Origin of the sequence: Streptomyces sp. NPDC001407 (genome assembly GCF_042895325.1) — a bacterium.
GTDB lineage: Bacteria > Actinomycetota > Actinomycetes > Streptomycetales > Streptomycetaceae > Streptomyces.
The window spans coordinates 1-11,687 of record NZ_JBIAWF010000014.1; the positions used below are offsets into that span (position 1 = coordinate 1).

11 protein-coding genes and 1 pseudogene are annotated in these 11,687 nt (G+C 69.8%); 10 read left to right on the forward strand and 2 right to left on the reverse strand.

All coding sequences use genetic code 11. From position 1 onward, the window contains the following. Positions 1 to 333 precede the first annotated feature (333 nt). Positions 334 to 1,677: a helix-turn-helix domain-containing protein gene (locus tag ACFY1P_RS19805; protein ID WP_390751303.1), complete on the forward strand. Its 1,344-nt coding sequence runs from the start codon at positions 334 to 336 to the stop codon at positions 1,675 to 1,677. A 76-nt stretch (positions 1,678 to 1,753) separates the two neighbouring features. Here the strand turns inward: ACFY1P_RS19805 and ACFY1P_RS19810 are convergent, their stop codons facing one another. After that, positions 1,754 to 3,358, reverse strand: coding sequence for an ADP-ribosylglycohydrolase family protein (locus ACFY1P_RS19810; RefSeq protein WP_390751304.1), 1,605 nt, complete (start codon positions 3,356 to 3,358; stop codon positions 1,754 to 1,756). 290 nt (positions 3,359 to 3,648) lie between these two features. Between ACFY1P_RS19810 and ACFY1P_RS19815 the strand changes: the two genes are divergently transcribed. From ACFY1P_RS19815 to ACFY1P_RS19855, 9 genes and pseudogenes are all read left to right on the forward strand, one after another. Continuing rightward, positions 3,649 to 4,407, forward strand: coding sequence for an RNA ligase family protein (locus tag ACFY1P_RS19815; RefSeq protein ID WP_390751305.1), 759 nt, complete (start codon positions 3,649 to 3,651; stop codon positions 4,405 to 4,407). Positions 4,408 to 4,479: 72 nt separating this feature from the next. Continuing rightward, positions 4,480 to 4,833 (forward strand): annotated as a pseudogene (locus ACFY1P_RS19820) (HU family DNA-binding protein); the annotation flags it as partial. A 103-nt stretch (positions 4,834 to 4,936) separates the two neighbouring features. Beyond that, positions 4,937 to 5,764, forward strand: coding sequence for a hypothetical protein (locus ACFY1P_RS19825; protein WP_390751306.1), 828 nt, complete (start codon positions 4,937 to 4,939; stop codon positions 5,762 to 5,764). A 40-nt stretch (positions 5,765 to 5,804) separates the two neighbouring features. Next, positions 5,805 to 6,587: a hypothetical protein gene (locus tag ACFY1P_RS19830; RefSeq protein ID WP_390751307.1), complete on the forward strand. Its 783-nt coding sequence runs from the start codon at positions 5,805 to 5,807 to the stop codon at positions 6,585 to 6,587. Positions 6,588 to 6,761: 174 nt separating this feature from the next. Further along, on the forward strand, positions 6,762 to 7,289 hold the full coding sequence (locus ACFY1P_RS19835; protein WP_390751308.1) for a hypothetical protein: 528 nt from the start codon (positions 6,762 to 6,764) through the stop codon (positions 7,287 to 7,289). 437 nt (positions 7,290 to 7,726) lie between these two features. Beyond that, entirely contained in the window at positions 7,727 to 7,888 is a 162-nt protein-coding gene (locus ACFY1P_RS19840; protein WP_390751309.1) for a hypothetical protein, read from the forward strand. Between the two features lie 100 nt (positions 7,889 to 7,988). Then, a complete protein-coding gene (locus ACFY1P_RS19845) occupies positions 7,989 to 8,969 on the forward strand; it encodes a hypothetical protein (RefSeq protein ID WP_390751310.1) in 981 nt (326 codons plus the stop codon). Then, positions 8,966 to 9,430, forward strand: coding sequence for a hypothetical protein (locus ACFY1P_RS19850; protein ID WP_390751311.1), 465 nt, complete (start codon positions 8,966 to 8,968; stop codon positions 9,428 to 9,430). The genes ACFY1P_RS19845 and ACFY1P_RS19850 overlap by 4 nt, the downstream gene beginning before the upstream one ends. 109 nt (positions 9,431 to 9,539) lie before the next feature. After that, on the forward strand, positions 9,540 to 10,049 hold the full coding sequence (locus tag ACFY1P_RS19855) for a hypothetical protein (protein ID WP_390751312.1): 510 nt from the start codon (positions 9,540 to 9,542) through the stop codon (positions 10,047 to 10,049). A 183-nt stretch (positions 10,050 to 10,232) separates the two neighbouring features. Here ACFY1P_RS19855 and ACFY1P_RS19860 read toward each other — a convergent pair whose 3' ends face one another. Further along, complete coding sequence (locus ACFY1P_RS19860) at positions 10,233 to 11,555, reverse strand: tetratricopeptide repeat protein (RefSeq protein ID WP_390751313.1); 1,323 nt, start codon at positions 11,553 to 11,555, stop codon at positions 10,233 to 10,235. Positions 11,556 to 11,687: the final 132 nt, after the last annotated feature.

Below are 11,687 nucleotides of genomic sequence, written 5' to 3' on the forward strand. Positions count from 1 at the left end.
GCGCGAGGGGGGGGGTGGGGGGGCCCCCTATTAAAAAAAACCCCGCGCCGCGGGGGGGGGGGGGCCCGGCCGCCCCCCCCCCCCCCCAACACCCTCTTCGGCGCTCAACCTCCTGGTAGCCGGCCGCCCCCGGAACACCCCCTTGTTGCATACCTCGAAGATTAGATGTACTTTAGGCGCGCCTGCCCCTGCACGATCCGAGGCTGGCGCGTTAGAGAAGCCAGCCAGGCCGGCAACACCCCGTCCAGACGCCAGCCCCCAGAACCTGCTCCGGCCACAGGGCCACCGACCAGGCCTGCACCCTCGCCGCCAGGCCGACAAGGAGTGACAACGGTGATCCCCGCCGACGCCGAGAACAAGGACCTGACCGTCGAGGACATCGCGGCGATCTACAAGGTCGCGGTCACCCAGGTACATAACTGGACCTCCATGGAAGGTTTCCCCCCGGGAAGGCCGGCCGGTGTTCTTGGCACCCTCCTGGTGCGCAACGCCGAAGCCGTGGACGCCTGGCTGGAGAAGAACTTCCGTGTCTACTGGGCGCAGGGACAGGACTCGGACAACCCCCTGGGTCTGCCGGAGGGCGGGGACAAGGACCTGCTGTCGCTCGCGGACATCGGCAGGCTCGAGGCGCAGGTGATCGGCCGGGAGGAGCCCGTGCCGGCCACCACCCTGCGGGGCTACATCTCCAAGGGGACGATGCCCGGGCCTGACCGGACACCGGGGGACCGCAAGGAAGGCGAGCCCGAGGTCACCGACCGGAAGTGGTACCGGGCGACGGTGTACCAGTGGCTTCAACGGCCGCGCCGTGCCAGGAGGTCGTCGAAGAGCAGCACGCCGTCCGCGGCGCCGGCCCCTGCAGGCGGTGCCGGCGAGGAGCCGACGGTCAGCACAGCGAACGAGCCCAAGAGCCTGGGGGTTCGCCAGATCGCCTCGAAGTACCTCGTCAGCGAGGCCACGGTCCGCAACTGGGCCAAGCTTGACGGCTTTCCTGCGATGCACCCGAAGACCAAGACCTACAACGCGGCCGCGGTGGACAGGTGGGTTCGGGAGCACAAGAAGCGGGCCTGGGCCGCGGCCCAGGAACAGATGGCGCAGGCAGCGCCCGGCGCCGCTGCGATCACGCCGGCCGAGGGCTCCAACGCGTCGGCCGCCCGGCCCGCAGGGGCCAAGGGCCGCTCACGGCGCAAGCAGCGCGTCGAGCTGGACCTCGAGGGGATCGCCAAGCGGTTCGACCAGCCGCTCTCAACAGTGGGGTACTGGGCGCGGACCGAGGAGAAGCGGGAGGGCGGCAAGGTCGTCCGTCCGGCCTTCCCTGAGTCGCTCCGCAGAGAACGGCCTCGCACATGGGATCAGGACGACGTCGACGCCTGGGTGATGGCGGCCCGTCCGCACGTGTGGGCGTCCTTTACCGGCACGGGGCCGCTGTTGCCTGAAGGCAACCCGCGGGACCTGCTGGACGTGGACGACTTCGCCATGATCTGGGCGGAAGCCACCAACGGTGAACCTAATTCCCGCAGCACGATGCACGCTTATCACAGCCGTGGGCAGATCCCGTTTGCTGACCGGGCTCCGGACGACGGCGGCAGCCCCACGGTCTTTGCCTATCACTGGTACCGGGAGACGGTGTACGAGTTCATCCGTAGCCGGCGCGGCAAAGGGAACTTCGAGCCCAGGTAGTCGGGTATGAGTCGGCCCCGCCCTCTGCTTAGAGGGCGGGGCCGACTCATACCCGGTGTGTATTCGTGGACAGGTTCTACCGGTGCTTGCGCACGACGCGGCTGAGGTTCCACAACCGGGGGCGGTGCGGCTGGTATCCGGCAAGCTCGTATACGGCGTCGTGCAGCTGCAAGTGCGCAAACAGGGTCCACCGCTGGCCCAGGGCCTGGTAGATCGCCGTCAGCACCGTGTGCGGGTGCGTACCGAGCAGTGTGCTGTAGGCGGCGGCGACGGCCGGGGTGCGCGAGCGGCCCGCGAAGCAGTGCAGCAGTACTCGCTTGCCTTCCTGGCGCAGCCGGGCGACTTCGCGGGCGGCCTGGTCGAGGACGTAGTGGAGGTTGGTGTTCGCGCCCTGCTTGTCCACCAGCCATACGCGTACGTGCTCGACATCGGTGCCGGAGAGGATGGGGTCCTGGCCCACGCGGCACAGGGATACCACCGCGTCGACCGGGGCCTTGCCCCGGTACTGGGTGAGCGGGAGGTTGCCCAGCAGCAGACCGGGGTCTTCCGGGTGGGCGACGGTGAAGGCTTCGCCCGCGTAGGCGGGGATCGGTACGCGGCGGGCCGAGGGCCAGCCGTCGGGGTCATCGAACCCCTTTCGGGCCGTCAGGACGGCCAGGCGGACGAGGTCGGGGGCCGTCAGATTTGGCCACCCCTTCACGGCCTGCTGCCAGTTCAGCGGGATGGCGGAGACGCCCCAGCGCGCGCCCAGGAGGGCGCCCGCGATCGCGGCAACGGTGTCGGTGTCGTCGCCCGCGCGGACGGCGGCCTCCGTGGCGAGCTGGAAGTGCTGTGCGCGGAACGATCCGTGGTGCGGCGCGTGCTCAGGGACCGGTGTGCGGGTGATGGCTGACCAGGCGGCCTGAAGGGCCGTGACGACGTATCCGTTGCGGGACCAGTGGTGCGGCGGGTTGGCTTCGGCCTCGTCCAGCCGTGCGTTCCACACGCTCTGGCGGTCGGCGGGCAGGAGCTGCACGCCCTGCCGGACGCCGTCGAAGGTGCCTTCCAGGACGGCGGTGCGGATACCCGAGCACCACAGGATGCATGCTTCAACGCACTCGGGGTCGCTGTGGGTCAGGGAGCTGACCCGGGTGGCCGCTGTCACCATGCCGTCGATGTCGTCGAGGTAGGCGAGGGCCACGATTCCGGTACGCATCAGCGAGCCGTTGCCCGCGCTGTAGCGGGTGCGCGCCGTGTAGGCGTCGGCCGCCGCCGTCATGGCCTGCCCGGGCGTGCCCGTCTGGCTGTTCTCGGCAGTGCTCAGCACGTTGCGGGTCTGGGACCCGATGTCACTGGCCCCTTCCTTGCGCCAGGTCTGGAAGTTGCGGGCGATCTGGTCGAGGGCGGCGGGGCTGGTCAGGTCGGCTCCGCTCGCCGCGACGGCAGCGATGCAGAGGTGCATCTGGGTGTCGTCGGAGTACTCGCCCGGCTGGTAGGGGCCCAGACCGCCGCCGATCATGGCGGGCTGCTGGTCGTCGGTGAGCCGACGGCCGAATTCGTAGGGCACGCCGAGCGCGTCGCCGCATGCGGCGCCGAGGAGGACACCGGCGGCCCGGTCCATGGCGTGGGTGTCCAGCACTCGGGTGCCGAGGAACGCGGCGGTCGGCTTGGTGTCGGCGGAGGAGGCGACGGATGTCGGCATCACGGGTTTCTCCCGGGAGTTGGGGCATTCGGGGAAGTCTGGGATGGGCACGGCGGGGAGGCGGCGTGAACTGGCCTGGCACTCCGACCCGCTGTCGTTATGTCAGCCTGACACAACGCTGAGATTACGTCAACACGACGACATGCGTTGCAGATACCTATCTCTAAGTGTATTGTCGTTGTCGTCGGGTCGGAGAGACCTCGCGTCGACGACCGACTCCCCCTCCCTCCGGTCATCGCGTTCAGCGGGGCTCATTCATCTGAACTGGAGTTCGTACAGACATGGTTGACATGCGCAGCATCGATCTCGAATCGCTCAACTCGGCCACGAAGTACCCCTCGATCCTCACGTTCCACGAGCGCGCTCCGAAGGGAGGGGTTCTCCTCGACACCGCCACCCCCTTCGAAGGCGACGTCGTGCTCACGGAGAAGGTGGATGGCACCAATTCCCGGATCATCGTGTTCCCGGACGGGTCCTACATCATCGGCTCCCGCGAGGAACTGCTCTACGCACGGGGTGACTTGATCGCGAACCCGAAGGAGGAAGCGATCGCTGCCCTTCGGCCTGTCGCGGACGGCCTGGCCGCCCCCGACAGCGGCGTCCGGGTGCTCTACCTGGAGGTCTACGGCGGGAAGATCGGCTCGAATGCCCGTCAGTACACCGGCCAGGGCCGGGTCGGTTTCCGTATGTTCGACGCTGCCACGATCCCCGAGGACATCCTCAACCGCACACCCGCCGAGGTCTCCGCTTGGCGTGAGCGCGGTGGCCAGGCCTTCTGGCCGGAGAAGCAGCTGCGCGGCCTCTCCGCGTGGGAAGGCATCGAACTCACCCCGCGTCTCGGGCTGATCCCGGCCGCCGAGGTTCCGACCGGCATCGAGGAGATGCGCGACTTCCTCATCTCCCGGCTGCCGGAGACCCAGGTGGCACTGGACGCCGACGGTGGCCGCCGTCCCGAAGGCATCGTGCTGCGCACGCAGGACCGCACCGTGATCGCCAAGGCCCGTCTGGCGGACTACGAGAGGACCCTCCGGCACTACGCCCGTCTCTGAATCCACAGCGGGAGCGCCCCGGCGCGCTCCCGCTGTCTTTCCCCCTTCCCGTATCAGTCAGGAGTTCCCGACATGAACAAGGCCCAGCTCGTGGAAGCGATCGCGGACAAGCTCGGCGGACGGCGTGAGGCCGCCGCTGCGGTTGATGCGGTCCTGGACGCCATGGTCCGCGCCGTCGTCGCGGGTGAGCGCGTCTCGGTCACCGGCTTCGGTTCCCTGGAGAAGGTCGACCGCCCGGCCCGGTACGCCCGCAACCCCCAGACCGGTGACCGCATTCTGGTCAAGAGGCATTCGGCGCTTCGCTTCCGCCCCGGCCGGGGCTTCAAGAACCTGATCAGTGGTTCGAAGCAGCTTCCGGAGGATGGCATCGCCATCAGGAAGGCGCCCAAGGGCAGTCTGTCCGGCAACACGGATACGGCCGCCGAGCAGCTGTCCGCCTGACCATTCTGTGCCGGGCCCGCGCAGGGCCCGGCCTCCACGCCACTCAGCCGGGTACTTCCCGCGCCCGGCTGATGCTGAGAGGCCTCGCATGACCTATCTCGTGCTCGACAACGGCCGTGTCATCTCGGCCCACACCTCCCTGTACGCCGCCCGCGTGGCAGAGCCGCCCGGTCTCGGCCCCAGCCGCGAGGCCGGCCCGGCGCTGGCGCGGGTACCCGCCTGGTGGTGCAGGAACCGGCCGGACGACGGAGCCGCGGAGATCGGCATCGTCCGCACCCAGGCGACCGACCTCGGGGTTCGCTTCGAGCTGCGCATGTGCCAGGCACCCGCCGGAACCTGTGCCCACCGCCCGTGTGCGCACTACGCCGTCTGGGCCGTCAGCCGTTCCTACGACCTGCTCGGCGAGCTCGCCAGCTTCGTGCCGTCGGCCTGGCTCTGGTGCGGGCTGCGCGACGATGATCCTCGCGGGGACAGCCCCGCCTTCCGCACCGAGGCACAGGCGCTCATCGCCCAGCTGGCCACGGAGCTGAGACCCGTGCTCCGCGTCGTCGAGGAACAGCCCGCCGACACCCGCACACCCCGTGCCCGGCGCCAGGCCGCCCAGGATCTCGTCGTGCGCTTTCTGGCCCGTCACTTCGCCCCCGAATCCGAGCCCCCGGGAGTTGTCCGGGTCCGACCGGTGCCCGACGGTCGGCACCTGCACCTGACGCTGCAACCGCCCGCGGACGAGGTCGCGGCCCTTTGCGGTGCCCAGGTCCCGGAACGGCTTTCCGACGTCGGCACGCGCCAGGACGACGTCCGCCAGTGCGACCGGTGCTTCGGGCGAGCGCCCATCGTCCCGACCCCCGTCCTCACAGTGGCCGAACACGACGCCTGGATGGACTTCCTTAACGCCCCGTCGCCACCCGGCCCCTGACCCTCGCTGCCGACGCACGCACAGAAGGGACGCCTTTCCCATGCCCGAGATCGCCGAGGCCCTCGCTCCACGCTCGTACAGCCAGCTGGAACTCCGGCTGCTGCGCCGGTCCTCCTTCACCGCCGCCTACCTGCCGCAGGTGATCGACTTCGTGGTCCGGGACGTGACAGGAAGCGAGTTCAAGTGCCCTTCTGACCACGAGGCTGCCCAGATCCACCGGCGCCTTGTGCAGTACGCCGCCAACTGCCAGCCGGGTGCTCATGAGCTCGCTCGCACCATGCTGGACGTGCGTCACGCCGTGGATCTGGTCCGGCACAGGCACTACCGGGCAACGTCCGTCCCCGGGGACGAGCGCGACACCGTCGTCTCCGCCACCCAGGTGCTCGAGCTGGCTGTGGCGGCCGGCCGGGAGCGGGTCCTGCGGGCGCAGGGCGGAGCGCTCGTCGTCGCCGAGGACGAGATCCGCAGCACCGTCTACCGGCCGGTGTCCGAGGCGGAAGCCCGGGCGGTGCAGATCGCCGCCCGGAGCACCAACGAGGAGACGGTCCGCCTGCGTGGGCGGGTTGTCGAAGTCCTGGCCCCTCACGTGCTGATGGCCGACTGGAGCCGGGACGAGGGATACGGGGTCGCCGTCGACGTCGTCGAGGAGACGGTCTCGGTGCAGTGGTGGCCAGCCGCGTTGCCCGGGACCCGCGCCCTGTGGGAGCACGGTGGCATCCGGCAGCTCTGCAAGTCCCTGTTGTCTGCCTCGTTCACCACGATCGAGGCAGATGGAGGTGTGCTGCACATCCCGGGCGTTGCATACCGCGATTCTTGCGTGTAATCTATTTCTTGCTGGTTGGTGAGCGTCACCACCGTCCGTATGAACCAGCCTTCCTTTTTGCCCGGCGAGGAGCACTCCACGTGTGCCCCTTCCGCCTCGACACCTCTTCATCCGGCCTCCACACCGGGTGCCCCCGCGCCCGACAGGCCCCGCCCTCCCGCGCAAGGACCACCGATGACCGACTATGCCGAGAAGTACGCCGAAGCGCTCGACCCTGGCGTTCTCCAGCGCTTCACTCGCTCCACCGTCACCGAGAACGCAGAGACCGCTCTCGCGGGTTGGATCTCGCCCAAGGGCCTGCCCGAGCATCACATGTGGCTCGCCGCGGTGATGTTCCGCTCGTACAACGGTGACAGCACCCTCAAAGCAGCTCTCGCACTGGCCGACGACACCGGCCGACTCGCCTGGTCTCCGGACGCTATGAGCGAGCGCTCCACACGTGTCCAAGCGCTGGCGAGTTACCGGGCCTTGACCGACGAAGTCGGGCACCCCGTCGAAGAGCACAACCGGTTGATCCGCGCGGTGCTGCCGCTGTACGGGGTCGACACCGACGCGGTGGACATCGACCTGGCCCGGGCCTTGTTCGAAACCACCTTGCCTGGCGACGAGTACGGGCGCTCCAGCCGCATCCGGCAGCTGCTGCGCCGACTGCGTTCCGCCGATGCCGCGTCGATCGCTCCCCTCGGGGGTGATGCGCGGTGAGCGTGCCCGCGATCCCGCAGGTGTGTGCCCACCGGCCTCGGCTGGGCGGCCTGGTCGTACCGTATGTGTCCTTCGAGCACAAGGGAACAGTGGCTTTCGGCGGGCTCGACCCTCGCAAGTGCGCCATCGCATTCGAGCGCCGCCTGTGTCAGCTCTGCGAACGCCCCCTGGATGAGCGGTTCTTCATCGTGGTGCGCCCTCAGGACGTGGGTGCCGGATACGGACCTGAGCCAGGGTTGCACCCGCAGTGCCTCCGGTACGCCGAACAAGCGTGTCCCATCCTGAACGGGACGGCGGGGACATACCGCGAGGGCGGAATTGCGTCGCACGCCTCCCTCAGGCGCTGCGACGACCCTGACTGCTTCTGCTCCATCGGCCGGTTCGTACCACGAGGCCCGGACCGAGCGGCCAGCCCGGCACCCGACTGGGATGCCTGGATGCTGCCGCTGGAGAAGTACCAGCTCCGCCGGGATGCCGGCGGCGCGGCCGTCGGGATCGAACTGCCGTCCCGGCCGCTCCGTATCCGCCGCATCCGGCTCTCGCCCGAACGCGAACGAGCACTCCAGATGGTCGCGGCCCTCCAGGCCCTGGGCCTGTGACCTCCCCGCGCCCCGGGCCATGCCCGGCGGCGCCTCCACCCGCCCGGCGGGCGGGCCGTTTAGCCCCGCCCGCCGAGCCTCCGTCACCGACGAGGACATCATGATCGCTACACGCTTCCGTCCGTCCGAGATCGAGTCCCTGGTCCGTATCGCCGGTGCCCTGGCCGATTCCCCTTCCGCTGCCGACCTGTCCCAGCCCTATCGCGAGCTGGCCGGCCGGGCCCGCGAGGCCGTGCTGGCCGAGGCCACCGGCAACCCGTCCCCGGCCGTCTCCGCTGTGTGGGGGGCGCGGCCGGGTGAACAGGTCTGGCGGCTGCGGATCTGGAACCGCCACGAGGACACCACCTACATCTACTCCACGCGGACCGGGGCCCTGTCCGAGCTCGCCGCCTACGTGCGCGAATGCTGGGACAACCTGTCCGGCCGGGACGGAGTGCCCGAGCGCCCGCCAGCCGATGACTCCGAGACCGTGGAGCTCTACTACGGGCCGTCGGGCACCGCGATGCCGGACGAGGGCTACGACTTGGTCGCCGAAGACGTCATCCGGCCCCAGCGTGGCCGCATCGTGCCGGTCCACTTCGCCTTCCCCGAGGGCGCCGAGGCTGCGGCCCTCAATCGCGCTGCGGTCTTCCACCCGGCCGACAACGACGGCCCCCAGTGCATGGAGGTGGTCGGAGTTCTCACCTTCGCCTACCTGGATCCTGAGGACGGCGTCTTGCGGATCTCGGTCCACCTCGACGGTGCAGACCCGGAGCACATCGTCCGGCCCGACGGCACCGTGCCGCTGCGCGTGCAGGTCGAGGACACCGTGGTGCTCGACGACAGCCAGGCAGGCGCACCGCATCCGACCGTGCTGGAGGAACTGCTGGGCGGTGCCGACACCGCGCAGAAGGCGGCAATCACTGCGGCGGCGCTCTCCACGGGCCTGATGTGGCGCTGCCCCGCGTGCCAGTGGGCCAACCCGCGCGCAGCGACGGGCTGCGAGGGCCGCGGCTGCCGCACGCCGCAGCCGCCGGCGACCGCGTCGGCGCAGAGCTTCCTCGCGTCGGCTTCGGTGCCCGCGCTGGAGGGACCGCGATGAGCAAGCAGGCCTACCCTCCCGCCGCCCACCACCTCCGTGCCGCATGCGCGCACCCCAAAGGGCACGTCCCGACCCGCGTCAGCCGTACGACTCTCCAGGTCTACCTGGACGATGGCCTGGTCTATCGCAATGACGCCGATGGCTTCGTCCTTCCCGCGGATATCGCCCAGTCCGACACCGGTGGCCAGCCGTACATCATCACCGGCGCAGGGCGCCGCGCACTCCTGCCTGACTCCCAGCGCGCCGCCATCGACTCCGCCGACGACCGCGGCGCCCTGGGGCCGAAGACCGCCTGGCCGACCGCAGACGCGCTCGTCCGGCTTCGGCTCGCCGAATACCGGGACTCAGCAGGCGCTGTACGTCCCACGGACGGCGACGACGGCCGCACGGGCCCCAAGCACCGTCCCTGGCTCACCCGGGCTGGCATCGAAGCCGCGCGCGCCGCCCGGCCGACGGCCTGACCACGTACCCCCACACGGCTTCCCCGGCGCTGGGCACCCCACCGGAGATCAGAGACCCCCGGTGGGCGTGGGACAGGCCGGTCCCCGCGAACAGCAGAACGGACATACAGTGACCACCGCTGCCGAACAGACCGTTGACGACATCTGGCACAACCTCGAATTGAAGCTGGCCCCGACCTTCGCCGTGCTGGAATGGGGAGAAGAGGAGATCCAGGCAGCCCAGCAGCGTCACCAGGAGACCGGCCGGGGACCGATCTGGCGCGCCTTTCCTCTCATCAAGCCGACCCACGGCCGTCTTCACACCTCGGAGCGGCTCTACCGGACCCACGCCGCGGAGGTGCTCGACCGGGTCGCCGAGGGCAGGAATACCCAGCCCGCGACGGCCGCCGAGATGATCTCCGTCCTCATGGAGAGCAGCCTGCCCGCCCCGCTCAATTCAGCCGCTGCCCACCTCTACATGCACCTGTTCGCCCAGGCGTTCCCGGAGGACTTCCACCAGCTCATCGCCAGCCCCACCGACCTCGATGCCTACGAGAGGGTCTACGGGGCGAAGGCCGACGAGTACGAGTCCGACCTCCGGCGGAAACTCACGCAGACGTGGCGGACGCCCAAGGCCTGAGATTCTCCGCCCGGGTCGTCAACCTCGGCCTGGACACCTAGCCTCTCCCAACAGTGCGCAGCGTGCCGTCTGCATCACGCCTCCTTTCGCCACGTCGTGCCTCCCCGACGCGAAAGAACCCTCCTCCCCCAGCTGCTGCGGGCCCGTGCAGCCCGCAGCAGCCCGTTCGGGGCCTTCGACCTGCTACGAGACGAGTCCGACGACTTTCTGTCGCAGTTGATCCGCCTCGGGCATGCCGCGGAACCGGTTGAGCCGGGTGCACATGTCGTCGGCCGCCGTGTGGACCTTGATGGAGCGGATGCCGGCCGCGCAGTCGGCGAAGTCGTTCCAGGTGGTCAGGGCGCCGTCGAGGTCGCCCTGGCGGAGGCGGACACCGCCGAGGTCGGCCAAGACGATCGCGCGGGTGCGGCGGCGGTCGAGGCCGTGGATGTCGAGGGAGAGGCGCAGGTGTTCTTCAGCAGCGTCGAGGTCACCGAGGCGGGCAAGGATCATGCCGGATTCATGGGCCCATCGGCCGGGCGAGTAGTGGGCGGCCCAGGACTCGCCTGCGGTGGCGCCGGAGTGGGCGATGGCGGTCTCGGAGAGGGTGAGGTGGCGGGTGGCGAGCTTTCGGTCGTTGTCCTGGGCGGCGGCGTTGGCGAGGGTCGCCTGGTAGTAGGCGACGGCCCGGGGGTTGTCCAGGTCCTTGCCGTAGCGCACGCATGCCTCGGCGAGCTGGACGGCTTCGGCCCGGAAACCGAGATCGGTGGCCTGGACGGCCAGGCCGCGCAGGGCGGTGGCGGAGAGCTCTGGGTCGCGGGCTTCGGCGGCGAGGCGGTAGGCGTGCGCGTAGTACTGCTGGGCCCGGCCTTGGTGTTCAGGGTCGTTGCCTTCGTCCTGGGCCATCCAGCCGGCGAGGTGGACGAGCTGGGAGGTGGCGGCGAACAGCTCGCGGCCGGTGGCCTCGGTGTACTTGCCGTTGAGCCAGGGGGCGACGTCGTCGGTGAGGTAGCGCACGGCGAGATGGCGGGCGTGTCCGCCGCCGAGCTCGGCGGCGGCATCACCGAGGCCCTTGACCATCTGCTGGACGGCAGCGACCTCCCCAGCTCCGACGCGTACGGCTCCAGCTGGGGCGGTCGCGATGCGGCGGGTAATGCTGTCGAGATCGGGCAGCGCAAGGGCGCTCAGGGCGTAACCGCTCGTGGCGGCCAGGAAGTTACGGCGGTTCACGTCTCGCACCCCCAACTGGATGACTGATGCCACGGTATCGGTGGCCTCCTCCTCGGACCCGCCGGTTCGCGTCTCTCCGGAGGGCTCTAAGCCCAAGTCGAGGACCTGCACGACGTACGGGAGCCAGTGCGTCGGTGCCCGCTCCCCCTTCAACCACCGGCGGGCGTACTGACGCTCAAGGGTGTCCGGGGGCCGTCCGGCGGCGATGCTGACTTCACGGGCGAGCTTGGTAGGGCCCCAGCCGCGCTTCTCGCACGCGTGTCGGATGAGTTCGGCGAGTTCCTGTTTGGTCGCCACGGTGCCGTCGCCTCCTGGCCTACACGGGCCTACAGCTGCCCTACATCCTGGCCCCTCCCCGCCTTGTCCGTACGGCCGTTGACTGAAGCTCACCGCCCGACCTGCGTGGGCGGATGAAGCGGCAGCGGACCG